The following is a 25,723-nucleotide window of genomic DNA, read 5'->3' on the forward strand; positions in this document are numbered from 1 at the left end:
AAAACGGCCTCCTTCGTGGGCTGAAACCCCTCCCACTCGTGGAACGCCCAACCGTTGTCGTCGCCCTTCTCAGCGACAGACCACAGGCCGGCAGTAACCAGCTCGGCCGCGTGCATGTCGGCATCGGGGTCGATGCGCTGGGCGATGAAGTCGGGCACGAACCCGTCCGTCAGGTGGTCCGCGGACCATGAGCCGGCGAGCACCCAAAGGCCCATCGCCTGCACGCCTGCGCGCACGGCCTTCTTGTGGCTGTGAAGCTTGTCATCCACCATGAACCAGGGCACTAGACGCGCACCGCCTTTGGGCGAACGACGTTGTAGAGGGGGGCCTCGTTGGCTATGGCCGCGCGCTCCTCAGTTTTGGCGGCTTCGCGACCCTCGAACCACTGCATCTCGATGCGCGTTACCTGCTTCCACCAAGGCTTGCGCCATGAGTGCGCGGCGAATCGGCCGTCGGGGTTGAGCGAGAGCCCGATGTAAGCGAGATGGTCTCCGATATACGCGCGGTAGACGCACGTCCTCTGGTTCACCATGTCGGAGTAGTAATGGGTTCCCATCAGGCAGCCGACTCCTTGGCCCATGAGGTGTGCCAGCGGTGTCCGCAGTCGGTGCACTTGTACAGGGCGACGAGTCCACCCGATGGGGGCTTGAATGCGCCGAACGGGACCTCAGTGTTGGCGTCGCATGAGGGGCAACTGTCGAGTCGGGCTGCGACCGATCCGCTCATGGGAACGATTGCGCCTAGTGGGGATTCACACATTGGGGGTCACCTCGGTCGCCTTGAGCAGGTCGACGCGGGTTTTGATGGCGTCTTGGAGGTGCGGGTGCGCCGACCACCATGAGCGCAGCAGGTCGGTGTCGGTGCTGGCCTGCACGTCAGCCTCGGTCGGTGCGGCAGGCTTGGCGGCGAGAGGCTTCACGGTCCACACGGCCGACTTGCCGCGGCTCACGATGATGGGCACGTTGACTGGGCCGTCGATGTGGCTGACGTGGGAGATCCGCACCCCGCCCGTCTTGTCGCGACCGAACATGACTTCGGGGTCGCAGTAGAGGGTGAGGCTGTGCTCGGCCCACTCTGCCGAGTCGATGCCCCACGCGTCGGCGAGGACGCGTCGCATGTTCTTCGAGGGCCGGTAGACGCGGTCGATCTCGTGGAGGTGGATGTTGACGGGCTGGTCGGACTTGTTGACGACGACGCGCTGAACGGTGAAGGTGCGCGGGCCGCTGTGGTGGAGGTCGATGGCGTCGATCTGGTCGCTGTTGGGGGCGAGGGTGTGGGTGATGTCGGACATGTTCAGCTTCCGATCGGGAGGGTGGGCTGCGTGTGGGTGTCTGCGTATTTCCATCCGAGGCAGTCGAAGTCGAAGTCGAATGTGACTGGGCCGTCTGGGAAGTCGCGGTCGTCGTAGACGATCGACTCGGGCGTGTAGGAGTCGTACAGGTCGACTGCTTCCATCCAGGGCACGAACCAGCACTCGCTATGGGTATTCGACTCGTGGCCCTGCTCGGCGTGCTCGAAGTGGGTCTCGTCGTCCCAGATCTCACAGTCGCAAGTGGGGTAGTTGTGACAGGGCGCGGCGTTGTCAGCCGTGCACACGAACCGTCCCTGACGGATGCGGTGCACGGATGGATCGTCTCCGTAGGCCATTAGAAGATCGCCTCTGCAAGGTCGTCGGGGATGTATTCGGTTGTGGGGAGGTCGGCGGTGGCGCGTTCCCACTGGGCGACCATTGAGGTGATTGCGTGGTCGGCGTTGGTGGCTGCGGTGATGATGGAGTCGCGCCACTTCGGGTCGGGGAGAACGCGTTTCGTCCACATGGGGAGGCCGGCGCAGAAGGACACGAAGTCCCACCAGGCGCGCCCGGTTACGAGCAGGCAGGTCTGCACCTGGGCCATGTTGTAGGCCGGCACCTCGCCGCTGAGGATGGTTTGGATGTGGGTCTTCGGGCGCGGGCACTTGATCTCGAGGCCGCCGTCGTCGCCGATCAACCCGTCGGGTGATGCGCCGAGTCGGAACCCGTAGTCGTCGCACACAAGGAACCCGACCTGATCCACGTCGACCCCGTTGACTTCGGCGTATCGTTCGCGCGCAACGGGTTCGTGCAGGGTGCCGCGCATCATGTCGCTGTTCACGAACACGTCGTCCGACTGGCCGGTGATTCGTTCGGATGCGAGCTGCGCGATGAGCGCGCGGGTCTTGTCGTTCGATGCGGGCTTGACGGTTTGGGGGGTGATGAGTTGCCCGATGACGGACGCGGTCAACATCCCCCGGCGCACGTCCAACCACTCATCCGTGCCCTGCTCGAGGTTGGGGAAGGTGTGCAGGGTCATTGGTCGTCCTCGGTTTCGTCGTCGTGGGGAAGGGTGCAGATTCCGAGTCGGCACCCGATGCAGTTGAGTTCGCGGCGCAACTCCTCAAGGGCTTCCGCATGACGCTCGGCATAGGTGGACATCAGGCGGCACGCTCGCTTTCGATGTGGGCCAGGAGTTGGCGCCCGATGTGCGCGGTGTACGCGGGCGGCAGGCACTCGAACAGGCCGTTCCAGGTCATGTCGTGCTCGACCCCAAGGAGCGCCTTCACGACGTCCTTGGATGGCGGCACGTACCCGCCCTTGCGGATGTACTTGGCTTCGTACTTGTCGCGTCGCGCGCCGCCGTACGCGCCGGCCACCCACTCGTGAGACGGGTGCTCCCAACGCGGCCGGCCCTCGCCTTCACACCGTCGCGGGGCGGTTAGCTCCCAGTTCGTCTCGAACAGGCGCGGGCGCTGAAGGTGAATGCGCAGACCGTCGGTGTCGATGGTGGACAGGTCGAACATGCAGCCACAGAGTCGGGTCGGGTTTCGCATGTCCCACGCGGCGTCGGCCACGTTCTCAATGACGTAGGGGATGCCCGTCCCTTCGAGGACTTCGCGTACCTCAGGGATGAGCTTCGGCCACGAGGTTTCCTTGCCTGCGTTGCCGCGGCTGTAGCCCTGGCACGGCGGCGACGCGTGGATGGCGTCGAAGTCGTGGGCGTAGCGGGTGACGAAGTCGATTGCGTCGGCGACCTTGTGTGGTGCCGGGTTGTGCTTGAGCCTGTTCTTGTCGAGGTCGACAGCGAACACATCCCAGCCTGCGCGCTGGTAGCCGACGGACGCGCCACCCTCGCAGGCGAACAGGTCGAGGAGCTTGGGTCGGTTCATGCGCCGGCCTCCCCGTTTGCGAAGGCTTCGATGGCTCCGAGTTCGCCGCGGAGTTCGGTGGCGGCTTCTTCGGCGACGTCACGGTTGGTGACGGGTTGGAGGTGGCCGCAGTTGACGCACCGCCACATGTCAGCGAACGCCCGCCTGTAGTAGTGGGGGTGCCGTTCGTTGCAGGTGGTTGACCCGTCCCGAACCACGGTGAACGTCACGGGTTCGGGACGGGCGCTGGGGGTGGCGCGTTGGATGCGCCAGATGGTGAAGGCGATACCGGCAGCGAGGACAAGGACGAGAGTCATGACGCACCGCCGCCGAACTCCTCATGTGCGGCTCGGATTGCTTCGTCACGGTCGCGGTTCATCTGCTCGGCCCGCTCGATCTTCGCGAGCGCGTGTGCCGCATCCCCGAGCAGTTCCAGCAGTTGGCGCTTCGTCAGTGCGACAGCGCGCACCCTTCCGCTCGGCATGATGAACGTCGCCTGTGCGACGAGGTTGCGCGTCTGCCTCAGTCCGTCCCAGCTGTCGCTCATGACTCCACCGCCGCGGGTAGCAGCTGCGCGAGAAATTGGAGCACGGTGTCTTTGCGTTCGTCAGATAGCCCGCGCGCATCCTCACGCTCCGACTTTGGGCAGTTGTCGGCCCAACGGTCGGCTTCGTGCCACTCAACGACAAGGTCCACAACCTGGTCAAAGATCGCTTCCAGGGACGCGGGGGTGTAGGTCATGACGCACCGCCGTTGATCTGCGTGACCAGCACCTCGTACTGGTTGCCCTTGACGTACGCATCGAAGAAGAAGCCGCCAGACCGCACGTCCTCGCACGCCTCGTCCAAGACGTCGCCGTCCTGCCTGCTAGCGATGTAGTCAGCAAGAATCTCTGCCACGTACTCGGCGCTCATCGGTGTGCACCTCCCTTGCGTGCGACACGACCAGCCGCGTGGAACAACCCACCCACCAGGAGCAGCAGCCCAGCAGCGAACACGACCACCCAGTTGAACCCCGTAAACGCGAGCTCCTCAGGTGGTGCGACGGTCGAACTCGGCTGCGTCACGGAACGCTTGGGCGAACTCACGGATGCGTGCGGCGCGTTGGTCGAGGCTGGCGGCGTGGATGTCGAGACCGGCGGCGTGGCTGCGGAGGAGGGGGGCCGGGTCGTCGAAGTGTCGGGCGACGGCTTCGGCGTAGGACTGGACCCAGTGGTAGTAGTCGGTCTCGTCGGGCTGGTCGTCGGCGTTGATGTCGGGCTCCCTGTGCTGGTCGGTGAAGGAACAGACGGGCACACGCCCGCCACGGCGTACACGTCCACGCGCCCCGAGTGTTCGTGCTTCGGTGCGCCCGTCCGCTCGTCAATGTGCGAGCTGGCCTGCGACGGGTTGATGAGGACCCAGCCCTTGCCCGTCGGGTGACAAACAGACGGCTTGTCGTGACCCTTCGACGCAAACGCCGGGGTTGCCACAGCCAAAGACGCAGCAGCCACGACCATCACAACAGCGAGGCGGTTCATGCCGACACCCCCAGCAGGGTTGCGGCGATGTCGTTGGGCTGCCACATGCACTCACACGGCACAGCCCGCTCATCCCCCACCCCACAGCGACCGCCAGGGTCGATGCCATGAGGGTCTATGCCGTGACCGCAAGACGGGCACACGATGACAGGGAGCGAGAACGTCTCGGGAGGAGGGGTGCTCATGCCGACACCCACCCGCGGAGGTCGCCAGCCGAGTGCCGAGGCTCGTACGCGTCATGCAACGCAACCGACTCCGGACCCAGCTCCTTCAACACATTGATCCAACGCGCCGTCTCAGACACGTCACGATGACGACCCTGATAGGTGCTGGTGGTGGTGCTGTCATTCATGGGACACTCGATTCTTGTAGTGGCCCTCCCAATGCGTGCCAGCGCGGGAGGGCGCTTCGATCTGTGGGGGTTGTTCAGGCCGCGCGTCGGCGACGTTGACGGGGCTTGGGCCTGTTGGCTTGGGCGTCCTCGTAGGTGGTGAGGTCGTCTTCGTCCACGAGCCACCGGCCGGCGACTTTGGCGGCGCGGATGCCACCTGGCGTGTTGATGAGCTTGCGGACGGTGTTGTGGTTGCAGCGCAGGCGGGTCGCGACTTCGGGGACTGTGAGTTTCACGCCGCCGCCTCGCCCTTCGTCACGTTGGCGATGTGCGTTGCCGCCTTGTGGAGCAGGTCGCGTGTCAGCGCCCGCTTACCGGCTTCGACGTGGGAGAGGTGCCCGGACGAAACGCCCAACACCTTCGCAAGTTCCGTCTGCGAAACCCCCGCCAGGAGTCTCATGGCCCGGAGCGTTGCCCCCGTGGCTTCTTGATCGCTAGTTGCGTTGGACATGGGTACAAGTTAGACGTTACGCAACTATTTCGCAAGCCCCCACGCAACTCTAGGTGGGAAACCTAGGTACTTTCGCCCATGCGGGAAGTTGCCGGACCTGCGAAGGTTGTGCGAAACCGCAGGTCAGGAAAGGATCAGCGCATGACTACCAACCCGATGGGCATAGGCGCTCGCGTCAGGGACACCCGCAAAACAAGGGGCCTGACTGCCGCAAATCTCGCGGAACTGGCCGGGGTTGCACCCAACACCGTCAGTGCGATCGAGAACGACAAGCCGGTCCGCCCCGGCAACATGAAGGCGGTCCTTGACGCGCTGGGGATCGCGGACCTACAGGCGGCGCCCGCGTCGGCCTATCCCGACGACGTTGACCTCGTGATGGTGTTCGTGGGCGAGTTCCTCATGGCCAGGCCGCGGCAGCGCGCCCAGATCGAACGGGAGCTGGCGAAGTTCCTCATCGAGCGTTACGCCTCATCGGGCGAGGTCGGCGAGTAAGGGTTCAACGTTTGTTCACTCCGCCAAACGGCCATTACCGACAAGTAACAGTAAAGCGGGAGCAAAGGTCTCGTAGCCTTGTCGGTGGGTGCGTTTAGGGTCGTTAGCATCGGACGCACCCAACGGGGGTGCGGCCCGCCAAGCAGGGGACAAGCGGCCATGACCTACGGGTGTGAGATTCTGTTCACGCGAGAGCGCGCACAGGCCATGCAGGACTTCATCGAAGACGCGACAGGCGAACCCTGCCCCTGTAAGCAAGCGCGCGCATGCCCACTGATGCCAGTCGACGAACGGGAAACCGAGGCCGCCTAGCCCTCGATCTGCGGGGCCGTCTCCCACGCCAGTGCGGCGGTCGCGGCGGCCTGCAACTTGGCCCGCATGGCCGGCTGCAGGCTCCCATAGACCTTGCGCGTGGTCAGGATTGACTCGTGCCCGAGTTGGTCCTGTACCTGCTCGAGGGTGGCGCCTTGCTCGATGAGCCATGACGCGTGGGTGTGCCGCAGGTCGTGCAACCTGGGGCGGGGTTCTACCTGGGCTTTCGCGCAGGCGGGCGCCCACACCCGGTAGTGGTAGGACGACCCCCAGATGGTGCCGCCGCGGGATGCGCGGAACACCCACTGGTCGGGCGGTTGGCCTTCGATGAGGGGCCGGAGTGCTTCGACGACTTGAGCGGCGAGCATGACGGTGCGGCGCGACTTCGGGGACTTCGGTGGGCCGAGCTGCCTGGTGCCGCCCTTCTTGGGCTTCTTCCACGCTTGCACGACGCGCACGGTGCCCATATCGAGGTTGACGTGCCGCACCTGCAGGGCTGTGGCTTCGGACCAGCGGAGGCCGGTGCCGACGAGGAAGAACGGCAACGCACGCTGCTTCTCGGGCAAAGCTTCGTAGATCGCGACCCATTCGGGGTGGGTGAGGAACCTTGCGTCTTCGGCGTTCTGCTCCCCCGCCCTCGGGAGGCGCGCACCCCGGCACGGGTTGGTGGGGATGACCTGCTCGACCACGGCCATGTTCAGCAGGTCCGACAGCAGCCCGTGGTGTTGCCGGATCGTCTTGGGTGACAGGAACCCACCCGAGGGGTTGCCGCGGTTGTTGAGGCGGGGCGTGGTTTCGAGGCGTTTGATGAACGCGGCGTCAGCGGCTCGGTCGATCTGGTCGAGGTGGTACGTGCCGAGCATGGGCAGCATGACGCGGCCGGCGATCTTGTCGTAGTCGGCGCGGGTGCCTTCGGTGATCCCGGTCTTGAGCTCGGTCATGGCTTTGATGTACCACTCGGCCAGGGTGGGCACGTACTCGTCGGAGGCGTGGTCTCGTCGTGCGCGTTCGGCGACGGCGCGGGCGGCTCCGTAGGCTTCTACTTCGCGGCAGAACAGGTCAGCGGCAGCTTTGGTGTGGAACGTCTCTGAGGTGGCCCGCTGCCCGAGCCGGAACCGCACACGCCAGGACCGCGCGCCGTCGGTGGCGACGTACTCCTTGGGCGTTGGCATGTGCTCAGCGTAGCGCGGTTGTGTACGTGTTGTGTATATGCCTCTCGGGAAGCGTGCGATTCGTGCGGAGCGGGTGACGAGAATCGAACTCGCGTAACCATTTGGTCGTGACCTGAGGTGCAACGCCCTGACCTGCACAAACGTGCCGGAGCGGTATCCGTATGACCTCGTTTCACCACCCCTTTACACGTCTGTGTGTGTACGTGTACACTCGTCCATACGCCTAACCCCCTCAGGCGCGAGAAAGCGCCCCCCACCCCGAAGGGTGAGGGGCGCTGCTCCGTGCAGGGAGTTGCTACGTGATGGACAGGGCGGAGGTCTTAGGCGTCACGGTGACAGTCGTGGAGCTGCTAGTGAGGGCCACGGACCCGCCAGGGGTGCCGACCGTGACGGACCCGGCCTGCGGGGTGACCGTGACCTTGCCGGCGCCGAGCGCGCCCACCTCGAGCGAGGTGATCCGCACGACGGGACCACCTGAGCCTGTGACGGTGGCGGTGGCCACGGTCGTGACGCCTAGGGGTGCCGTTACGGTTGAGCTGACACCGCGGGTCGCGCTCGAGGATGACCCGACCGCGAGGGCTGGTGTGGTGCCGGCGCCGACCCCGACCGTTGCCGCAGAGGTGGCCGCAACGCTGAGCGGTATGGATGCAGCGCCCGTCAGGCCACGGATGGCCGTCGTGGTGACCGTGATCGAGAGAGGGGCGGTCGCGTTGATGCCACCCACGGACGTGACGGTGGCCGTGGCCGTGACGCCGACGGCCAGGGGTGCCGCGACGTCGCCGAACGTGGCACGGGTCGCGCTCGCGGACGTGGTGATGCCGAGCGCCGGGCTGGAGCCTGAGCCGGTCCCCACCGTCGCAGTCGAGGACGTACCAACCGTGAGCGCGGGTGACAGGGCCGCGACGTCGCCGACGGTGGCCGTGGCCGTGGTGCCGACCGTGAGTGGCGCAGTCGTGTCGGCAGCCTTGCCGACGGTCGCGGAGGCGGTGACACCGATGGCGAGCGCCACAGTGACTGCGGCGACGGTGCCGACGACGCCTGTCGATGCGGACGCGACCGACAGTGCCGAGGATGAGTCACCCGTCAGCGCGCCACCCGTGGCCGACGCGACCGGCCGCACGAACCGGGAGTGAGCCGGGAACGCCCTCCCGAGAAGGGCCACCTGCTACTCCTCGGTAGTCAAGTTGACGATGGCGTTCACGCCGGCCGGTGCGGTGAGGCGGATGCCTTGCACTGTCGACACGTTCTGGAACAGCTCGCGACCGAGGGGCCACTGGTAGACGATGCCCGAGGTGGGCGGCACGAACCAGGAGAACAGGATGACGGGCGTGGTCGGCTCCACGGTGTCGTTGATCTTCGCCGTGGACTGCGCGGTGCCAACAGCCTGGCCCAGCTTCTTCGGCGTGTAGGTGGTGCCGGTGCCGGTGGCTGCGTAGGTGCAGAAGTCGACCCGCACGGGGACCGCGGTGGGGGTGACGCCGTCGAAGGTGATCTCGACCGCGACCCACTCGCACGGCACGTTCGCGGTGGTGGACACCTCGACGACGGTCTTCGCGGTGGCCGCGGTGAGTGCCACGCTGCCGGTGGTGGTGACGTATTGGACGGTCATCGGGTCTCCTCAGTAGGTCGCTGCACGGGTGACCGCGAGGCGCGTGATGGCGGGTGGGTGGGGCTGCTGCACGGGGCCGATCTCGACGGCGGATTCCATGTCCTGCGCGATGTCGTCGAAGTAGTGGACCGTCATGGTTCCGGTGGCGGTGAACTTGCCGTAGATGACGCGGCCCGCAGCGGTGGAGCCGGTGTTGACCCCGGTCGGCGCCTGGGTCTCGATCGGGGTGGCCGAGTCGCCCGCGTAGAGCTTGGCGGTCATGGTGCCGGTGGTGGCGTTGACCGTGCCGGTGAGACTGATCCGGTACAGGGTGTTGAGCGACATGACGTTGGTGAACGTGGCGGATGCGGCGCCGGCCGAGTTGACGACCTTCAGTGCGCCCGTGGTCGTCAGGTGCAGGCGACCCACTGTGGCGCCCGCCACGGTTTGGACGTTGATGAAGATGGTCTCTGACGACGGGTAGCCGGTGAGGTAGACGTACGTCCGCACGGAGAAGCTGAGCGAGCTGGACGCGTCGTTCATCTGCATGAAGCAGATGACCCCCGAGGCGGGGGTGTGGGCGTAGGACAGGGACCCGTGGGCCTTCTGCGTGGACGAGAACGTGATCGCGCCACCCGCGCCGGGGGTGACTGCGGCGAACGCGTCACCCGACACGCCACCCGTGTTGCCGGTCGTGGCCGCGGTGGTGTTCGAGCCGCCCTCCGCGGTGTTGGCCTTGTAACCCATCAGGCCGTCGCGGCGCGCAGGACGTTACCCGCCAAGTCCTTGATAGTGACGCGCGGGTCGGTGCACACGACCTGGTTGAGGCGTGCGACCTCGATCACGCGCGGGCAGTTGCCGTAGGTGTTGAGGCCCCACAGCAGAACCCCAGTGAACGCGGACTCGAGGCGCGCCAACCCGCGGTTGTTCGCGAAGTGGCACCCGTCCACGACGATCTCCGTTGCACCGTTCTGTGCTTGGATGCCGCTGCCGCCCTTGAAGGAGCAGGACTGGAACCCGAAGTTCGTGGCCGACCCGATGAACCGCACCTGGAAGCCCGCGGTGGGGTCCGAGTCGGGTGCATCGAACATGGTGCCGATGCAGCGGGAGTTGTGCCCGTACGTGACCTTCAGCTGGTAGGACTGGCGGCGGGCGGAGATCATGCACGCGCCGATGATGGACTTGGAGTTCGACCACTCCACGAACGGCTGGTCCAGTGTCATCCAGGTGGCGTTCGCGGAGTCGACGAGGGACCCGTCGCCGAACAGGTGGTTCTCCGCGCCGCCCATCGTGTACAGGGTTTGTGCACCCGCCTGCCAATGCACGGCCCCACTGATGGAGAACCCGTCACCCCACCCGTAGGCGATGCGCTTCCACCCGTTCCACCCACAGTTGTGGAAGTTCCAATACCACTGCGTGTAGTTCGCGTTGAACGTGGTGGACGGTGCCGGGGGCAGGAAGTCGCGGTCATTCCCAGCGTTGAACTGGATGCCGACGAAGCCGCAGTCGCGGGTGATGCCACCACTGGGGTAGCCGTAAGACGTGTTGCCGGTGTACAGGCTGAACAGTGACGTGCCCGCCGCCCCGGTGTAGGTGATGACCGTGCCCGTGCCGTACTCCCGCGCTGGCGTGGCTGTCCCGACCCACCGCATCGCGGCATAGGTCGGGATCTGGATGGGGCAGTTGTGGTTGCGTGCCTCGAACTCGACCTCACCCTTCCACCCGGTGCTGTAGCGGCGCACGAGCTCGGTGAAGCGTGCAGTGTCGTCGGCGCCGAGGGAGTTGAACAGCGTCTTAGCGGACGCCCCCGAACCTGCAGGCCCCTGAGGTCCGGCAGGCCCTGTGGCCCCAGTGTCGCCCTTGACGCCCTGCGGCCCCTGTGGACCGGTGAGGCCGGTCGCCCCAGCGTCACCCTTGGGTCCGGGGAGCCCGTCAACTCCTGGCGCACCGTTCGCGCCATCGACACCTGCTGGCCCCTGCGGACCAGCAGGACCGGGCACGGGCTCGGGCAGCGGGGTCGCCGCGAACGACCCATCCGACTGCAGCGCGAGGACGTCCACGACTATGCCGCGATGGGCGTGATGGAAATGCTGAGGGTGTTCAGCGTCAACGTGTTCGTGTTGACCCACGCCTGCGAGGCCGTGAGCGCGCCGGACAGGTTGAACGTGCCGGCGCTCGAGGCCGTCCACAGGGAGATGTGGGAGATGGTCTCCGACGTGCCACCGTTGGTCCACGGGCCAGCCGTGCCGGTCATCGCCTTCGCACCACCCGACGCCGCAGCCATCGTGCACTGCTTGCGGGTAGCGTCCCCAACGGCAGCGGCAGTCGCACCCGCAGCGCCAGGGTCAGCAGTGTGCAGCTTCGCCCAACACGTCGCCGTGGCGAACGTGCCGTCAAGCCAACCATTAGCGACCGAAGCCGCAGCACCAACAGTCATGGCGTCTCTCCTGTGAGTTCTGCGACCTGCGCCGCGGTGAGGGTGCCCGTCAGTTCCACGGGGGAGGTTGAGATGAGGTTGCCGTCTGCGTCGCGCACTTCAGCGGTGGCGGTGACGGTCATGGCGAACAACTGCTGCTCTGCCATCGGGTCTCCCTATTTGGTGATGAGGTATCCGGCGAGCCCGACGAGCAGGCCAAGGCCGACGAGGATGAGCAGGGACCGCAAACCCCACCCTTCGAACAGGAAGTGAGGGAGCAGCCACGCGAGGAACCCGGTGTTTGCGAATCCGAGGAGCCACCACCGGGCGGTGTGTTCCGGCCCGTAAGCCCATTTCACGACGTGCGTTAGTGGGCCACCGTCTACGCCGCGGGCGACGCACATGATTTCGTAGGGGACGAGGAGGATGGCTGCGACGATCCAGACGAGGGACGCTCGTGTTAGCCGGTAGACCGCCCGTTCCTTGGGCGGCACAACCTCAGGCATTGGGGTGTCAGGCTTTGCCGAGGATGGCGCGCTTGGCCCCGGTGAGGGCCTTGCCAAGAATGGTCGGCGAGTCGGCGCGGGGGGCCGGGTCGACCGGGGTCACACTGTTCCGGGCACCAAGCGCGAGGACCGCACCCACGAACACGTCAACAGCGGTGGCCTGCCCGTCACTGATGGGGAGACCGAACTGGGTCAGCAGCACCACACCCGCACCGACCACGGCGCGCGTCAGGATGGGTTCGTTCTGCAGGATCACCCACAGGGACTTGAGGTTGCGCATCAGTTGCCGCCCTTCGGGGTGAGAGTCACGGTGGCGTCGTAGTTGGTCGCGAGCGCGGCCTCGACGGCGGCGCGCACGGTCGGGTCCAGCGACGCGGCCAATGCCTTCAGAGCGGCGTTGCCAGCATTGACGCGGCCCGCGATGTCCTTGCACTGCGCCTCGACGTAGTCGAGCTTTGCTTCCTGAGCGGGGGTCATGTCGTCTCCTACGGTGGTGCGGGTGAGGATCTGCGGGAGTTGTGCGGTGCGGATGGTGCCGGGGCAGGAATGCCCACCCCACGCGGCCCCACCCATCTGGTGGGTGCCGATGCCCTGCTGGCCCGGTGCGGTGGCGATGCGGTCAGCCACGCCGAGGAACTTGTGCCACGTCGCGAGGGTGTCCAGTTGCGCGTCCGTCATGGGCTCACCCGGCATGCCCTCAACCTCGAACGACCAGTAGTCGCCGTTACCCGCGCCCTGCGCCCACGACTTCATGTCCAAGGTCGTGTACTGCTCACTCGACCCGTCCTTCGCGATCCACGCGGTGCAGAACTTCCGGCCCGGTGACGTGAGCCCGTTGAAGTACGCGAACAGGGACCCGTTCGACACAGGCACATGCACGATGTACCCGAGCGGTTGGTGGGTGAACTTCCCCGCGTCGGCACGGTAGGAAATGGGCCGCCACTTCGCGCTAGGCAGATACAGGCCAGTCATGCGTGGCTCCCGTGCGTGTCGTCGGGCGGTGTGGACCGTGCTGCCACGTTCACGGCGTCGGCGAGGGTCGCGATGGTGCCCCGGATCTCCTGCTCGGCCTGCTTGCCCTGCTCGATGAGGATGTTCGACTGCTCAATGTGGTCGTCCAGCGCGGCCTTCGTCGCGGTCACCATCTCAGCCGCTGCAGTGGCCCTATCGGCGGCGACCCTCGCAGCCTCAGCGGCAACCTCTGACGCCTTCTCGATCCGGTCCACACCGTCCTTCATCGAAGCTCCACCGTTGTTGTGGACCTGATATTCGATGTTGCTGACCTGGGCTTCTATGGCGATTACCCGACCCACCATTCCGGGGCGGGCCGGTAGCCCATCCCGCGCCGGCTCCCCGTTCCACGCGTCGAGGAACTTCCCTATTCGGCGCAGGAAAGGCAGTACCCAGCGGCGCCACGCCTCGCCAACGATGCCGAGGACCGTCAGGATTGCGACGATGGTGCCCCAGTCCCAGCCCATCACGAGTTGCCCACCTCAGGTTGGTCGGTCATGCGTTCTCCGTCCCCTGCGAGGTCGGGGATTCGATTACGAGCCATCGAGCCTGATACCCAAGAAGGTGTTCATCTGGCCCACGTTCAGTGCGAGGTTGCCGCCCGACGCCTGCGACGCGAACAACTCGATGTAGTCACCCGCAGACAGTGGGTATGACGGGATGAGCAGCGGCACCGACGTGGACGCACCCGAGACGGCGCCCTGGCTGGTCTGCGCGATCTGCGTCCCACCCACCGATGAGCCGGCCGAGTTGAGGCGAACCTGCAGGATGCGCGACCCGGTGGCGTTGTTGCCGAACATGACCTGCGCGCGGATGTCGTACTTCCCCGTGGTGCGCGCGAAGATCCTCGAGTTGTTCGTCGTGTTGTCGTGAGCGGGGGTGTCGCCCGACTGCACGATGTCGTACACCTCACTGTCGAACGTGATGAGGGTGGACACGCCTGTGGTGAGGGTTTGCGCTGAGCCTTGGTAGGCGTAGCAGCGGGGGGTGAGCGCCCAGAACACTTGCGCGTCGTTCATGGCGTTGAGGTTCGCCGCGGTCAGCTTCTGACCGGCAGTGAACGTTGGCCCTACGGGGATCGTGCCCACTGGGTCCGTCCTCTCGTGTCTATTGACGCGGTGTAATACACCTGCCATGATTGTGGAATGCCGAACCAGCCGAAGACCCCAGCCAGAACCGTCCGGGTGGAGGACGAACTGTGGGACGCGGTGCGAGCAGAAGCGCGCAGGCTCGGAATCACAGCCGCAGACGTGGTGCGCAACGCACTACGCCAATTCCTCAAAGGGGACCCAAAGTGAACGCACGCACCGCCTACGACACCTACCGCGCCGCACTCATCACCATCGCAGCCGGCATCGCGGCCCTGACGATGTTCGGCCCGCTCGGGCAGGACACCGGCAACGGGCTCCCCGACGGGGCCACCATCCAGCAGGGCACCATTGTGACCGGGCAGGCACCCCTTGACTCCTTCAACAACAGCGTCCTGATTGACACGACACAGGTGTCGTCGCGCTGACAGCGGTGGGGTAACATGCGTCCCGCTGGGGTGGTTCCCAGAGCCCGTGGGTTACGGGGCGCCCTCACAGGCCCCCTTGCCGCGACGGGTGCCCCCACTCAGTAGACGAGCCGGTTGTCGCCGTCGAGCAGCCCGTAGACGTTGTCGTCCAAGATCAGCCCGAGCACGTCAGAGTAGTTCGAAAGGTTCGCCGTCCGCGTCCACCCGGCCAGGGAGATGTTCTCCGAGTAGCCCTCGACCATGAAGTCCAGCGACGAAGACCCGACCTGTGACGGCAGGGTGGTGACTGTGACGCGGTCCCCGAGCTCCACGGGCCACAGCGCCGAAGCCACGGTGGGGTCGGTGTAGAGGTCGAACGTTGCCTGCGGGAGCCTCACCATCGGCTGGGCGTTGGTGGAGACCCGCCAGTTGACGGCGTCGGCCACCTCGTTGTCGGTCGTGACCAGCAGCGACAGCGACTGGTTGAAAACACCGAACTCGGAGATGGATGCGGAGTCGAACGCGCGCACCTGCGGGCCATCGGGTCGTTGCCCAGTGATGTCGTTGACGAGCCCCTGCGTGGAGAGGGTCATCTGTTCGGAGCCGGACAGGTTCTCCGCGTCCACGCTCGCCACGGCTGCGGCGTTGGCGTAGCGGCGTGACCGGGCGTGGAACGTGAGAACGCCAGCACCGTTGACGAACAGGCGCCCACCCTCAGTCTGCGCGACGTCCTGCATCGCCTGAAGAATCGACTGCCCCGTGGTCTCAGTGAAAGCCACCGACGCGGACGAACCCACATCCAAGTTGATCTCACCAGCTGGCACCCCAGCCCAAGACGCGTACCTGGCTATCCGCTGGTCCGAACGTTCGCCCTTGAACCCGGTAGAGGTGGCCGTGTAGTGAACCCCGATCTTGGCCAAGGTCAACACGGTGGAGAACGCGGCCACGTGGGAAACGGTGCCAGTGAACACGTTACCGCCACTGTGACCGCCGACACTGACGGTGCTGTACCGCATCAGGGCCGGGGTGGAGAACGTTGTTGACCCAGCGCTGACCCCGTCAAGATAAAGGGTCGCGGTGACCGTGCTACCAGACAGGGACAGGGTCACCACGGCGTCATGGGTTGCGCCGTCGCTCACCGTGGCCGCCGACGTCAGCGAGAAGTCGTCCGTACCAACGAACGCCTGCACGGTGCTGGCACGCAACTTCCCTGCAGCCGTCACCTCAAGCTGCAAGTAGGACCCGTACGCGTCGGACAGGCGAACGATGGTCGCCTTCGCTGCAGTCGACGTCAGGAAGTTCGCGCGAAGACTCACGGAAGGGAACCCGAACCCGCCGACCCCACCAAACGAACCTGTCAGGTACTTACCATTCAAACCGGAAGGGGTGAACGTTGGTGCCGGCAGACCGTCCGTTGGAGGACCCGTGGACGTGCCGAACTCGAGGGTTCCACCAGACCCGTACTGCGCCACCGCCAGAATGGACGTCTTCACGGCACCTGAGGCGTCGCCCGCCAGCGTGGACCCTACAGGCTCACCAAGCGGGTAGTAAGCCGCGGGCGAGTCCTGGAGGATGGCTTCCTCGATGACGGACCGCATGGCCCTGCGCGACCCGATCCGGGCGAGCCTGTCCGTGGCGGTGATCGTCGACTGGGAGTACAACTGCCCACCCGGCCACTCCGTCGGCCACTCCTCAACGTGCCCCGTGAACAGGTATGTGATAGGTGGCGAGGCCGTGGTGAACGGGCCGACGATGCTGGTTCCCTCGTCAACCTGCACTGCGTCGACATACATGGTCTGCCCTGCGGTCGAGCCGCCGACTGCGGACAAGTGCAGGAAATGCAGGGAGGCGGTCGCAGTGAAAGTTCCAGCGAGTTGGACCAGGGCGTTCTTGGTTGAGGCGATTGATCCGATGGGGCCGGCGTCGATCAGCAGCGTCACGTCCGGGGACCCAGTCGGGACCCAGACCCACGCTGACACCGCGTAGGCGCGTCCGACGGTCAGGCCGTTGAGGCTGATGCGGGCGGATGAGAACCCAGATGTCGCGAAGGAGACCAGGAGACCCCGCGCGCCCACCTTTGGATGTGCTGTCGAGTTGGTAAGGGTGGGCGATCCGACGCCCACCCACGACCCGATCGTCCCTCCCTCAAACGAGGCGTCCTCGACGGCCAGAAGGTTGCCCGAGTTGGCAGATGGGTCGCGGTATGACAAGCGGATGCGGCGCTGCGGTCGCACGTTCGGGTAGTACGGAGACGACGGGTTGCCTGGGGTGAGCGCCCCGTCCGCGTTGTCGAGCGTCACACTGCACGACGACGGCTGGACCGTCGCGAACTCGTCCGCGGCACCGTAGGACCGTGAGATCCCCGCGACAAGGTCCACGCGCGACGTCAGGTCCACCCACGCCGGGGCCGGGTCGTCCGGCATCGTCGCAAACGCGACCTCGCACCGCACATTCAGGGAGGGGCGCAGATCAACCACGACGAACCCCCATCACGCTAGGCCGAGGCTGACGCCACCCTGGCGCTTGACCTTCAGGAGAGACTGCTGGATCACGCGACCGTCGAGCATGAACTGCACGACCAGGGGCTGCTCCGACCCGCCGCTGCTGCCGGACGAGCCGGACGAGCCGAGCCCGCCAGACATCGCACGCGCCGTCTCCCGGGCGTTGAGGATGGTCTCGCCGCCCGCGGTGTTCATCAGCTCGGGGCCTTCCTCACCCACGAGTTTCCAACCAGCCGGCGCCCGCTTCGTACCCGACGCGAAGGCGGCCACGTTGACCACCTGACCATTGATCTTGATCCGACCCGCCATCACATGCGGACTGATGTTGACGGCGACGTTCTTGTGGTCAGGGATCTTGTTGACGTTGTCAGCCAGTTTCTGCGCGCCCTTGGCCGCGCCCACCATCATGTCCCCAGCCTTCTTCGCCCACCCGAACCCTGGCACCTTCCCCAGCGCCTGCAAGACGTGACCGATCGACATGGCGATGGCCGCGAACCCAGTGAGAATGAAGTGGATGATCGGCTGCGTCACGTTGTTCCACAGCCAGGTGAACACCTTCGCCACCAACTGGAAGCCCTTGACGATGGTGGTCAGCTCCGCCATCCACACCTTCGCCATGACCACGACGACCTTGCCGATGACACCCGCGACGTGCTGGATCGTGTCACCGTGCTTCTGGAACCACGCGCCGGCCTGCACGATGACCGGGATCATCTTCACGGTGAACCAGGTCACGAGCTTCGTCACCATGGGCAGGAGCTGGGCACCGATGCGGACCTTCGCGCCCTCCATCGCGGCGTCCCACTCCTTGTGGGCGGCGCGCGACTTCTTCAGCGCGTCGAGATCCTTGCCGGACAGGGTCAGCCCGAACTTGTCGGACTCCTCACGCAGCTTCGCGATGCCTTCCTTGCCACGGTTCAGGAACGGCAGCAGTTGCAGCCCGCCCTTGCCGAACAGCTTGAGGGCCAGTGCGGACTTCTCCGCGCCGTTGGGCATCTTGGAGAACTTGTCGGCGAGCTCAGGCAGGAGGTCAGCCATCGGGCGGATGTGCCCGCTGGCGTCCTTCGCGTTGATGCCCAGCTGCTCGAGGACCGGATTGGCGACCGCGACAGTCTCTTTCCAGGTCTTCATCTTCATGACTGGGACCATCTTTTCCAGCTTCTGGAAGTGGCCCGCGGAGTCCTTGACGATGGTGGTCTGCTTGCGCCACTCACCTGTCGCGACCATCGCGTGGTGGGTGATGTCCTTGTACTTCGGCTTCATGCTGACGAGGTTCTTGGACAGGATGCCGATGGCCTTGGCGCCAGCGTCGGCGTCGACCCCGGTCTCCTTGAACGCGAACCGCATGCGCGAGGCGTCCTCAGCGGTGCCGCCCATGACCCGCTGCAGTTTCAGCGTCTCGCCCGCGACGGTCTTGAAGGCGTCGATCGACTCGTTCGCGACCTTCCCGGCCGCCCCCGCGACAGCGGTCAGCCCACCGAGCGCGGCACCCGCGGCGGCGCCCCACGGGCCGATCTTGGAGATGCCGCCCGTGAGCGACCCGGTCAGGCCGGTGAAGTCGCCCTTCAGTGCGGACGACAGCCCACCGAGGTGCCCCTTGATGCCCTTCGACGACGACTCGGCCGACTTCGCGGCACCATGAAACGACTTCGACATGGACTTGTCTTCGCCGAGCAGGACAGCCTTCAGTGTCATCTCAGACATTGGATTTCGCCGCCTCCCTCATGGCTTCGAGTCGTGCATCGACGAACGCGGCGAACCCCTGCCACTGACCCCACTGCAGGTCGTAGACGTTCCAGGGGCTGATGGACGGGAACAGGTGGCAGAGCAGGATCAGGCGGGACTCGACGGCGCTGCGGACGTCTTCTTCGCGGCCTTGACCCGCTGGGCCTTTGCGCCCCGACCGGAAGCCGGCCGGGGCTTCTGAGGGCCCCTGGCCACCTGGTGGTCCTCGGTGTCAGGCAGGAACGTCAGGTCCGACAGGGGGAAGTCGATGGCGTCAGCGAACGACAGCGTGTCGCCCTTGCGCAGGCGCGACGCCCACACCACCAGCGCCACCACCCACGGGGAGTCGTCGTGGTCCTCGAACTCGTCGCCCTTCAGGCCTTCGAGCTCCTGTGCCATGGTGCGGATCTGCGACCACTTCATGGGTCGCCCGAGCGCGGCAGTCTCCGCCTCCAGCTTCAGGATCTCGCCGAGGGTGAGTCGGTCCAGACCCTGCAGGTCGTACATCTCCGAGCCGATCGTGAACCTCATGGCTCAGCCCTTCTTCGCGGTGTCGTCGATCACTTGGGTGAGCTCGCTGACGATGCGCCGCCGCACGGCTGGGGCGCCTGCCTCGAAAGCGCGGGTGGCTGCGCCGGACGGGACGGACTGCCGGACCCAGGTGCGCTTCTTCTGCCCCTGCCGTGCGAACACGGGGTGGCGCAGGTTGCCCTCGTCCATCGGCTTGAGCTTGTAGCCCTGCGCCGACCGGAGTGCGATCTCCACCCTCGGGTTGTTGCCTGTGGTGGCGTTGCGTATCCCGACCTTGGAGGCGGCGACCCGGGCAGCGAGCCCGCCACGCTTCGGCATGGACTCGCCGAGGGCCGTGACCATCTCCTGCCCGAGGGGCTTGGCCGCGGCGCGGAAGCCCTTGTACACGCCCAGACGCAGCTTCCGGTCCCCGGCCTCGTTGAGGGCGCGGGCGGCCTTGAGGAAGTCGTCGGTGCCGGGTGCGCTCACAGAGCAGCGTCCGCAGTGCGGCAGACCACCCAGATCGGCTGTGCGGCGGTCAGGTTGTCGAGCCCCTGGAACGCCATGGACTGGGTGATGAGGTCGGTGCCGTTCGTCTTCGGGATCTCGGAGTCGAACTTGATTTCGGGCACGATGATCTGCAGCGTCTCCACGCCGGTCGACAGCGCTCCGGCCGTGAAGTTGAGGACGAGGTTCATGGGGGTGTCGTTCAGGACCGCGTCGCGGAAGGTGGTGTTGTCGTACTCGACCTCGAGCTGGCCGGTGATGGCCCGCAGGCCCACGGTGGGCTTCACCTTCCGGCCCGCACCACCAAGGTTGTAACGGTCGCCCTTGATGGCGTTGTCAACCTTCAGCGACCCGCCGCGCACGTCAGCGATCGGGGTAGCACCAGAGCCCAGCACGGTCGTGGTCGGGGCCGTGAGCGTGCCAGAACTGATGGAACCGTTCGCGAAGTGGAACAGGTTCGGGGTCGTCGCATACGACGGGGCCGCGTAACCAGTAGCCGTGGTCACGTCCTTCGCGTCAACCGTGACCTTCAGCTTCGCAATGTCCGCGTTCGGGAAGTCAAACTCCCACGAGTCGACCATGCACCCCAGGAACGTGTATGCGTCCACGGTGAGGCCGGACTGCACGAGGCCCTTCTGCAGGGTGAACGACGACGGGTTGTCCCCGAGGGTGAACACCTGCTGGAACGTAGAACCAGACACCAGCGTCGAAGCCCCGGTGCCGAGGCACGCCTGCCACAGCAGACCCATGCCCTTGCTGGTGGCTTCCATCGAGAAGTCGCCACCACCATCAGCGGACGCGACCACGCGGCGGGCCGACCGCGCGACACGCCCACCAACACGCAGGCCCACGCCCTGCTTGATGTTCTTGCGGAAGTCCAGCGACTCGTCGATGTACTCGAACCAGCGGGACGGCGTGACGCTCGTGCCGTAGGTCGACTCCGTTGCGATGCCAATACTGGCGTCCTGTGTGGAGGTCACGCCTTCTTCCCCTTGTCAGCCTCAACGGCCTCGTAGTTGCCAACCTGCTCGAGCAGCGCACTGCCCTGCTCGGCGTCAATGTCGAACTCCTCACCAGGCGTGAGGGTCCGCCCGATCAGGGGCAGATCCACCTCGCCTAGCGGGTTGGTGTTACGCAGTCGCACAGTGGCCACAGGAGGCTCCTCGGGTCAGTAACGGATGTAGGCGGTGACAGTGGCGGTGAGCTCGGCTACGCGCCCCATGACGCCCTCACCGTCAGTGATGGCGCCGGGGATCGGGCCGGCAATGTTCGACAGGAACGCTTCGCGGCACGCCCCGGACAACGTCTCCTGCGGTGAGGTGCGGAAGTACGCGTCCAACAACTCCGCCAGGTCGATGGCCTTCTCCGTCACGGGCTGCTGCACCGACTCGTCTCCCGCGCCATACGCGGAGATCACGACGTCAACCTCGACGGCCTTCTCACGCGAACGACCCGTCCCCATCGTGGGGCGGGTGATCGGCTGCCGAACATCCATCCCCACCATCACCAGCGCGCCAGGCTGGTACGAACCGGAAGGGCCATACGACACGACCACGGCAAGCCCATCGGGTCCGGTCTGGTTGGCGTACAACGACTGACACGCAGCCGTCAGCCCAGACAGGACACCCTTGATCGTCTGAGCCATCAGGCGAACCCAGGCACATTCTGCGTCGGACGCAGCAACTCGAACGCGCGCTGCGGGATGGCGTAACCGGACGGGGTGGTGACCGTGTCAGAACCGGCGCCACCCGCTGCCGGGGGCCGGCCCTGCTGGTCAGCGATCCACAGCTGTCGCAGGATCAGGCGGGCCGCCAGCCGCACGTTCGCGGGGATGACGGCGTTGCCCACGGTGTAGGTCACGACGACGTTCTGGGTGCCGTCCTTGAAGTCGGACGGCGACGCAGCCGTGCCGCGCCAAAGGGTGCCGGCGCGCAGGTTCACCGTGTAGTCAGTGTTCGCAACCAGCGCCACACCCGACTCGGTCACCGACGTCACGGAAGTGACCGCGGAGGGAAGCACGACAGGGCCACCACCGTCAGAGGTCCACTGCTTGCCGGTGACCTTCAGCATCGGGCCGGCGAGGTCTTCCACGATCAAGGTCACAGCCCGCACGTAGGTGCGGAGGTCTTCATCCTTGGCGTTCGCCGCAGACTGGCCGATGGCCTTCCGCGCCTCCGACAACCCGATCAGCAGGCCGGGGTCCAGTGGCTCCACATCGAACACGTCAGCCTGCGATGAGGCGTTCGTGCCCGTCGCCACACACGAAACCTTGTGGTGACCCGCCTGGGTCGTGACATACGTGCCGGTGTACGTGCCGGTCGTGGGGTTCGTGGTGGTGACCGCCGACGTGGACCCGTCCGGCAACGTGACCGTGATGGTCACACTGGTGGCGTTCGCGGGCGCGCCAGTAGTGTCCGTGACCGTGAAGGTCAGGACAACGGGGTCACCAAGATCTATCATGGGTCAGATCAACGCTTCTCAGCGGACGACCGGGCGGTGGCCTTCTCCGGCTTCGGCTTCTCAACCGGCTCAGCCTGACCCGCGGCAATCATCTGAGCCGCCTCGTCGTCCGGCAGGTCGACAGTCTCGCCACGGTCGGGCCAGGGCTTCCCATCGCGCAGACCAGACACGGACACCTTGAGGTTGACCTTCATGGTTTCTCCTTGTTGATGGTTGGTTCGGTCGACATGACACGGCAGGGACGGGTCGCGCCCCTGCCGTGTTGATGAAGACCGATCAGGTGCCGGCACCGATGAAGTGCTTCACAGCGCCCGTCTGGTCGACGAGGATGCCGTCGCCGCGGAGCAGGCACCGGAAGGTGACCAGGTCCGTGTTGAAGGCGTAGTCGAGCGACTGCTCGAAACGGATGCCGTTGACCACGCGCACGAAGTACGCGGAGAGGTCACCGAACAGGACCGACTTGGCCGACAGGCCAACGGCGGGAACGTTCGGGTCGGTGTTGATCGGCTTGCCCAGGAGGGTGTCCGGGGTGCCAGCGACCAGCGACGGCTCGAACAGGTACCGGTTCTGGGAGTCCTTCAGCTTGCGGACGGAACCCAGGGTCGAGTCGGCCATGAGCCAACCCGCGGACTTGTCGGCCCGGTACTGCGGGATCACCGAGTACATGAGGTCGATCAGGTTGTCCGCGGTGAACGCACCAGTGACACCAGTGCCACCCGTGACACCCAGCGTGGTCGACGCGGTGATGCCGAGAGGCTTGGCGGTGCCGTTGCCCACGACGAGGTCCGTGCCGAAGGCGTTGCCGATGGCGCGGCCAGCCTGCATGGACAGGTACCCCTGCAGGTCCACACCAGTGTCATCCAGCAGCTCACGAGCCACCTGGATGAGGACGCCATACTTGTATGACGACAGGGTGCGCTGCGTGAACGCCGGGTCCGACGCGCCGATGGCCGCAGCCTCAGCGACGAGGGCGCCCGTGGAGTGAGCGGTCGTGGTCGGGATCTGCAGGTTCTCACCCGAGTCCGTCTGCAGGACCGTCGCGCCCGCGTTGATGAGGTTCGCCGTCTGGATGAGGTGCGCCCACAGCTTGCCGTAGAACGACGTCGGGACGGTGAACCCACCAGCGGTGGTGGTGCCCTTGACAAGGGACCGGTTCTGGATGGAGGCCAGGTCTTCCTTCGAGCCCTTCAGCTCGAACGCGCGGGTCTCACCCTTGAGGAACGAACGCAGAGCCTCGTCGGCCGGGTCGACCTTCGGGGCATCCTTGGCCCGCGGGGTCTCAGCGAGGGAACGCAGAGCCTCCTCGGACGCCTTGGCGTTCTCCTGGTCCTTGGTGAACTTGTCGATCTGCGAACGCATGTCCGCAAGGTCGGCAGTCATCTTGGTGTAGCTGGCCTGCTCCTCAGCAGACAGCTCGCGCTTCTCCGTGGCGGCAGCGTCGAGAAGGCCCTTGGCCTGTTCCCAGACGTTGGCCCGCTTCTCGGAAAGCATCTTCGCGTACTCAGACACGAGGGATTCCTTTCGGGAAATGGTGAAGCCCCGACCGTCTGGGCGGGGCTTTGGGGGTCGTGCGGGCTGCGGTGGTTGTCGACCTGCCGCGAGGGTGTTACTTGAGCTCGTCCAACTCCATACGGAGAAGGGCGAGACTGGCCGCCGACGAGTGCGTTTCGCGCTGCTCGTCCTCGACCGGGACTGTGGGGGTCTCCTCAGGAATGTCCCCGAGGATCAGGCCGCGCACCTCATCGGTGGGCTTGCCTGCAAGTTCGTCAATGGGCACGGCGATCCTTTCCGCCAGCGACCGCTTCGCCACCGACGTATCCATGTAGGCCGGTGAGTTCACCGGGGCAACGTCAACCAGTTGCACCTGCTTCAGGGTCCGCAAAGGGAACCCACTGTCAGTGAGCCCCCACTCGTCCTCGATGCAGTAGAACGCGAACGACGAATAGCGCACATCGCCGCGGGCCGCGAGAACCGCACAGTCACGCCCAGACGACGTGTCCGGCAGGTCCACCTCATACGGCAGGCCCGTGTCATCCAGCGACAGACGCAACGTGCCAGCCTCAGTGGTGCCCAACAGGTGGGAGTCCTTGTGGTTGTACCGGCACAGGGCGCGCACACCATCCGCAATGGACTTGTCGAACGCCCCCGGCTCAATGGTCTCCACAAACCCGCCAAGGTTCTGCGACAACGTGTTGTACTTCGCCGCGTAACCCACCAGCGTGCCCGGACCCTGCCCGTTCGGGGCGGCCCGCCACTCCACGGGCATGGCGATCTGCCTGCGCTCAAGCTCACGCATTGGGGCCTCCATCAGGTCCGGTCGGGGCTGCAGGTGCGGTGACGGTCGGGGCTGACTTCCGGTACCACTCAAGCCACTGCTGCACCTCGTCAGGGGTCAACGGAGGCTTGTCCTCAGCGGCACGAGCCTCCGCGTTGGTCTCAATGCCCGCAGCCAGGGCGGCAGCATGCGCAACCATCCGCGACGTCTTGTCACCCTGCGACAACTGGTCAAGGTCAAACCGTGCGTACTGCGGGCGCGGCAAACGATCCGTCAAAGCCTGCTCAACACGCGCGCACCACACACCCAACGTTCGCGCCGTCAACTTCGCCTGATCCTGCTCGAGCGTCTTGTACGTCAACGACGTACCCGTCTCGCCACCAATGTCCTCAGGGGACACGCGATAGATCGCGGCGATCTGGGTGGCGTTCGCCTTGATCGTCTCAAGGAACTGCGACTCCCCAGCCTTCACCGACAGCTGCGTGTAATCCCAGTCAGCACCCGTGACCAGCACGTCCTGCTTACTGACAGACGCCTTAAACCGCTGCTTCGCGGTCGCAGCCTCATCCGGGGTCAACGTCTTGCTCGTGTTCTTGAACTGCCCCGACGGTGACGCACCATTCTTGAACCAGTCATCCCCGTGCTGCTGCGCGCGCAAACCAGTCTCGATCTGCAGCTTGAACAGGGCCAGAGGTGAGTAACCCACAACCGAACCAGGGAACGTGTACGCCGGGATGTGAACCACAAGGTCACGGTCCATCGGCCGGCCACGCCAGAAGTAGTGCGGGGTGTGGAACCAGTCCGCTTGCTCCTCAACCACGGTCACGTCGTCAGGGTTCAACCACTGGATCTGCTGCGGGCGACCCGCACCATCCACGCTAGTGATGTACCCGTAAGCGTTCCCGCGCAACAGCATCGACGTCAGACACTGATGCAACCAATCGATCCGCGAACCATACGGGGACGGGTTAGTCACAATCTGAGGCTGCGACGACAACAGCGTGCGCGACCCGTCAGAACCCTCACGGAACACACGCAACGGCGCCGTCGACACCAAGTCCGCGATCAGCGACGTCGCCGCATACACCGGAACCAGCCGCAACCCACCACCCACAACGTCAGAACCACCAATGGCACTAACGGCGCCACCAGAGCCCCACACGTCCTGATAGGACAAGGCACGCTCCTCGGACGCCTTACCGAACAGGCGACTCACGCAAGCCTCCACGC

At 65.7% G+C, this 25,723-nt stretch carries 40 protein-coding genes; 2 read left to right on the plus strand and 38 right to left on the minus strand.

Annotated features, from left to right (window positions below; translation table 11 throughout):
• From AC1DX8_RS19375 to AC1DX8_RS19440, 14 genes are all read right to left on the minus strand, one after another.
• A partial coding sequence (locus tag AC1DX8_RS19375; protein WP_477631587.1) for a hypothetical protein occupies positions 1-269 on the minus strand: 269 nt, incomplete at its 3' end.
• Between the two features lie 14 nt (positions 270-283).
• Positions 284-556 carry a GIY-YIG nuclease family protein gene (locus AC1DX8_RS19380; protein WP_477631588.1) on the minus strand — a complete coding sequence of 91 codons (273 nt, stop codon included), beginning with the start codon at positions 554-556 and terminating at the stop codon, positions 284-286.
• 195 nt (positions 557-751) lie between these two features.
• On the minus strand, positions 752-1,291 hold the full coding sequence (locus AC1DX8_RS19385) for a hypothetical protein (protein ID WP_477631589.1): 540 nt from the start codon (positions 1,289-1,291) through the stop codon (positions 752-754).
• A 2-nt stretch (positions 1,292-1,293) separates the two neighbouring features.
• Positions 1,294-1,623, minus strand: a complete 330-nt coding sequence (locus AC1DX8_RS19390; protein ID WP_477631590.1) for a hypothetical protein — start codon at positions 1,621-1,623, stop codon at positions 1,294-1,296.
• A 23-nt stretch (positions 1,624-1,646) separates the two neighbouring features.
• Positions 1,647-2,330 carry a lambda exonuclease family protein gene (locus AC1DX8_RS19395; protein WP_477631591.1) on the minus strand — a complete coding sequence of 228 codons (684 nt, stop codon included), beginning with the start codon at positions 2,328-2,330 and terminating at the stop codon, positions 1,647-1,649.
• Positions 2,327-2,452 (minus strand): hypothetical protein, encoded by a 126-nt coding sequence (locus AC1DX8_RS19400; RefSeq protein ID WP_477631592.1) that lies wholly within the window; start codon positions 2,450-2,452, stop codon positions 2,327-2,329. Before AC1DX8_RS19400 ends, AC1DX8_RS19395 begins: the two co-directional genes overlap by 4 nt.
• Positions 2,452-3,183, minus strand: a complete 732-nt coding sequence (locus AC1DX8_RS19405) for a DNA cytosine methyltransferase (RefSeq protein ID WP_477631593.1) — start codon at positions 3,181-3,183, stop codon at positions 2,452-2,454. Before AC1DX8_RS19405 ends, AC1DX8_RS19400 begins: the two co-directional genes overlap by 1 nt.
• Positions 3,180-3,392, minus strand: coding sequence for a hypothetical protein (locus tag AC1DX8_RS19410; RefSeq protein ID WP_477631594.1), 213 nt, complete (start codon positions 3,390-3,392; stop codon positions 3,180-3,182). The genes AC1DX8_RS19405 and AC1DX8_RS19410 overlap by 4 nt, the downstream gene beginning before the upstream one ends.
• A gap of 83 nt (positions 3,393-3,475) precedes the next feature.
• Positions 3,476-3,709, minus strand: a complete 234-nt coding sequence (locus tag AC1DX8_RS19415) for a hypothetical protein (protein ID WP_477631595.1) — start codon at positions 3,707-3,709, stop codon at positions 3,476-3,478.
• The gene (locus AC1DX8_RS19420; RefSeq protein ID WP_477631596.1) at positions 3,706-3,903 is read right to left on the minus strand and encodes a hypothetical protein; all 198 of its coding nucleotides are present in this window, start codon (positions 3,901-3,903) and stop codon (positions 3,706-3,708) included. Before AC1DX8_RS19420 ends, AC1DX8_RS19415 begins: the two co-directional genes overlap by 4 nt.
• Positions 3,900-4,076, minus strand: coding sequence for a hypothetical protein (locus AC1DX8_RS19425; protein ID WP_477631597.1), 177 nt, complete (start codon positions 4,074-4,076; stop codon positions 3,900-3,902). Before AC1DX8_RS19425 ends, AC1DX8_RS19420 begins: the two co-directional genes overlap by 4 nt.
• Before the next feature lie 117 nt (positions 4,077-4,193).
• Positions 4,194-4,457 carry a hypothetical protein gene (locus AC1DX8_RS19430; protein WP_477631598.1) on the minus strand — a complete coding sequence of 88 codons (264 nt, stop codon included), beginning with the start codon at positions 4,455-4,457 and terminating at the stop codon, positions 4,194-4,196.
• Between the two features lie 650 nt (positions 4,458-5,107).
• Positions 5,108-5,308 (minus strand): helix-turn-helix domain-containing protein, encoded by a 201-nt coding sequence (locus AC1DX8_RS19435; RefSeq protein ID WP_477631599.1) that lies wholly within the window; start codon positions 5,306-5,308, stop codon positions 5,108-5,110.
• A complete protein-coding gene (locus AC1DX8_RS19440; RefSeq protein WP_477631600.1) occupies positions 5,305-5,523 on the minus strand; it encodes a helix-turn-helix domain-containing protein in 219 nt (72 codons plus the stop codon). The genes AC1DX8_RS19435 and AC1DX8_RS19440 overlap by 4 nt, the downstream gene beginning before the upstream one ends.
• 141 nt (positions 5,524-5,664) lie before the next feature.
• Between AC1DX8_RS19440 and AC1DX8_RS19445 the strand changes: the two genes are divergently transcribed.
• Positions 5,665-6,015, plus strand: coding sequence for a helix-turn-helix domain-containing protein (locus tag AC1DX8_RS19445; RefSeq protein WP_477631601.1), 351 nt, complete (start codon positions 5,665-5,667; stop codon positions 6,013-6,015).
• Positions 6,016-6,323: 308 nt separating this feature from the next.
• On the opposite strand, the gene AC1DX8_RS19450 is transcribed toward AC1DX8_RS19445, so the two are convergent.
• From AC1DX8_RS19450 to AC1DX8_RS19505, 12 genes are all read right to left on the minus strand, one after another.
• Positions 6,324-7,499, minus strand: coding sequence for a tyrosine-type recombinase/integrase (locus AC1DX8_RS19450; RefSeq protein WP_477631602.1), 1,176 nt, complete (start codon positions 7,497-7,499; stop codon positions 6,324-6,326).
• Positions 7,500-7,794: 295 nt separating this feature from the next.
• On the minus strand, positions 7,795-8,661 hold the full coding sequence (locus AC1DX8_RS19455; RefSeq protein ID WP_477631603.1) for a hypothetical protein: 867 nt from the start codon (positions 8,659-8,661) through the stop codon (positions 7,795-7,797).
• 3 nt (positions 8,662-8,664) lie between these two features.
• Entirely contained in the window at positions 8,665-9,108 is a 444-nt protein-coding gene (locus AC1DX8_RS19460; RefSeq protein WP_477631604.1) for a hypothetical protein, read from the minus strand.
• A 9-nt stretch (positions 9,109-9,117) separates the two neighbouring features.
• Positions 9,118-9,834: a hypothetical protein gene (locus AC1DX8_RS19465; protein ID WP_477631605.1), complete on the minus strand. Its 717-nt coding sequence runs from the start codon at positions 9,832-9,834 to the stop codon at positions 9,118-9,120.
• Positions 9,834-11,147, minus strand: coding sequence for a hypothetical protein (locus tag AC1DX8_RS19470; protein ID WP_477631606.1), 1,314 nt, complete (start codon positions 11,145-11,147; stop codon positions 9,834-9,836). The genes AC1DX8_RS19465 and AC1DX8_RS19470 overlap by 1 nt, the downstream gene beginning before the upstream one ends.
• 2 nt (positions 11,148-11,149) lie before the next feature.
• Positions 11,150-11,524: a phage tail fiber protein gene (locus tag AC1DX8_RS19475; protein ID WP_477631607.1), complete on the minus strand. Its 375-nt coding sequence runs from the start codon at positions 11,522-11,524 to the stop codon at positions 11,150-11,152.
• The gene (locus AC1DX8_RS19480; protein WP_477631608.1) at positions 11,521-11,670 is read right to left on the minus strand and encodes a hypothetical protein; all 150 of its coding nucleotides are present in this window, start codon (positions 11,668-11,670) and stop codon (positions 11,521-11,523) included. The genes AC1DX8_RS19475 and AC1DX8_RS19480 overlap by 4 nt, the downstream gene beginning before the upstream one ends.
• 9 nt (positions 11,671-11,679) lie before the next feature.
• A complete protein-coding gene (locus AC1DX8_RS19485) occupies positions 11,680-12,009 on the minus strand; it encodes a hypothetical protein (RefSeq protein ID WP_477631609.1) in 330 nt (109 codons plus the stop codon).
• A 7-nt stretch (positions 12,010-12,016) separates the two neighbouring features.
• Entirely contained in the window at positions 12,017-12,289 is a 273-nt protein-coding gene (locus AC1DX8_RS19490) for a hypothetical protein (RefSeq protein WP_477631610.1), read from the minus strand.
• A complete protein-coding gene (locus tag AC1DX8_RS19495; RefSeq protein WP_477631611.1) occupies positions 12,289-12,876 on the minus strand; it encodes a peptidoglycan recognition protein family protein in 588 nt (195 codons plus the stop codon). The genes AC1DX8_RS19490 and AC1DX8_RS19495 overlap by 1 nt, the downstream gene beginning before the upstream one ends.
• 101 nt (positions 12,877-12,977) lie before the next feature.
• Positions 12,978-13,490 (minus strand): hypothetical protein, encoded by a 513-nt coding sequence (locus tag AC1DX8_RS19500; RefSeq protein WP_477631612.1) that lies wholly within the window; start codon positions 13,488-13,490, stop codon positions 12,978-12,980.
• Between the two features lie 63 nt (positions 13,491-13,553).
• Positions 13,554-14,039, minus strand: coding sequence for a hypothetical protein (locus AC1DX8_RS19505; protein ID WP_477631613.1), 486 nt, complete (start codon positions 14,037-14,039; stop codon positions 13,554-13,556).
• Between the two features lie 275 nt (positions 14,040-14,314).
• On the opposite strand from AC1DX8_RS19505, the gene AC1DX8_RS19510 reads away from it, so the two are divergent.
• Positions 14,315-14,536 carry a hypothetical protein gene (locus tag AC1DX8_RS19510; protein WP_477631614.1) on the plus strand — a complete coding sequence of 74 codons (222 nt, stop codon included), beginning with the start codon at positions 14,315-14,317 and terminating at the stop codon, positions 14,534-14,536.
• Positions 14,537-14,634: 98 nt separating this feature from the next.
• Here the strand turns inward: AC1DX8_RS19510 and AC1DX8_RS19515 are convergent, their stop codons facing one another.
• The 12 genes from AC1DX8_RS19515 to AC1DX8_RS19570 form a co-directional block, all read right to left on the minus strand.
• Positions 14,635-16,938: a LamG-like jellyroll fold domain-containing protein gene (locus AC1DX8_RS19515; protein WP_477631615.1), complete on the minus strand. Its 2,304-nt coding sequence runs from the start codon at positions 16,936-16,938 to the stop codon at positions 14,635-14,637.
• A gap of 66 nt (positions 16,939-17,004) precedes the next feature.
• Positions 17,005-18,711, minus strand: coding sequence for a phage tail tape measure protein (locus AC1DX8_RS19520; RefSeq protein ID WP_477631616.1), 1,707 nt, complete (start codon positions 18,709-18,711; stop codon positions 17,005-17,007).
• Between the two features lie 138 nt (positions 18,712-18,849).
• A complete protein-coding gene (locus AC1DX8_RS19525; protein ID WP_477631617.1) occupies positions 18,850-19,272 on the minus strand; it encodes a hypothetical protein in 423 nt (140 codons plus the stop codon).
• A gap of 3 nt (positions 19,273-19,275) precedes the next feature.
• Positions 19,276-19,740, minus strand: coding sequence for a hypothetical protein (locus tag AC1DX8_RS19530; protein ID WP_477631618.1), 465 nt, complete (start codon positions 19,738-19,740; stop codon positions 19,276-19,278).
• The gene (locus AC1DX8_RS19535) at positions 19,737-20,738 is read right to left on the minus strand and encodes a phage tail tube protein (RefSeq protein ID WP_477631619.1); all 1,002 of its coding nucleotides are present in this window, start codon (positions 20,736-20,738) and stop codon (positions 19,737-19,739) included. The genes AC1DX8_RS19530 and AC1DX8_RS19535 overlap by 4 nt, the downstream gene beginning before the upstream one ends.
• Positions 20,735-20,911 carry a hypothetical protein gene (locus tag AC1DX8_RS19540; RefSeq protein WP_477631620.1) on the minus strand — a complete coding sequence of 59 codons (177 nt, stop codon included), beginning with the start codon at positions 20,909-20,911 and terminating at the stop codon, positions 20,735-20,737. Before AC1DX8_RS19540 ends, AC1DX8_RS19535 begins: the two co-directional genes overlap by 4 nt.
• A gap of 15 nt (positions 20,912-20,926) precedes the next feature.
• Positions 20,927-21,403, minus strand: coding sequence for a hypothetical protein (locus AC1DX8_RS19545; protein WP_477631621.1), 477 nt, complete (start codon positions 21,401-21,403; stop codon positions 20,927-20,929).
• On the minus strand, positions 21,403-22,140 hold the full coding sequence (locus AC1DX8_RS19550) for a hypothetical protein (protein ID WP_477631622.1): 738 nt from the start codon (positions 22,138-22,140) through the stop codon (positions 21,403-21,405). Before AC1DX8_RS19550 ends, AC1DX8_RS19545 begins: the two co-directional genes overlap by 1 nt.
• An 86-nt stretch (positions 22,141-22,226) precedes the next feature.
• Entirely contained in the window at positions 22,227-22,412 is a 186-nt protein-coding gene (locus AC1DX8_RS19555) for a DUF7302 family protein (RefSeq protein WP_477631623.1), read from the minus strand.
• Positions 22,413-22,494: 82 nt separating this feature from the next.
• A complete protein-coding gene (locus AC1DX8_RS19560; protein ID WP_477631624.1) occupies positions 22,495-23,727 on the minus strand; it encodes a phage major capsid protein in 1,233 nt (410 codons plus the stop codon).
• A 97-nt stretch (positions 23,728-23,824) separates the two neighbouring features.
• Positions 23,825-24,514 (minus strand): HK97 family phage prohead protease, encoded by a 690-nt coding sequence (locus tag AC1DX8_RS19565; protein WP_477631625.1) that lies wholly within the window; start codon positions 24,512-24,514, stop codon positions 23,825-23,827.
• Positions 24,507-25,709 (minus strand): phage portal protein, encoded by a 1,203-nt coding sequence (locus AC1DX8_RS19570; RefSeq protein WP_477631626.1) that lies wholly within the window; start codon positions 25,707-25,709, stop codon positions 24,507-24,509. Before AC1DX8_RS19570 ends, AC1DX8_RS19565 begins: the two co-directional genes overlap by 8 nt.
• Positions 25,710-25,723 lie beyond the last annotated feature (14 nt).

The sequence above is a fragment of the Pedococcus sp. P2_A3 genome (assembly GCF_056405035.1).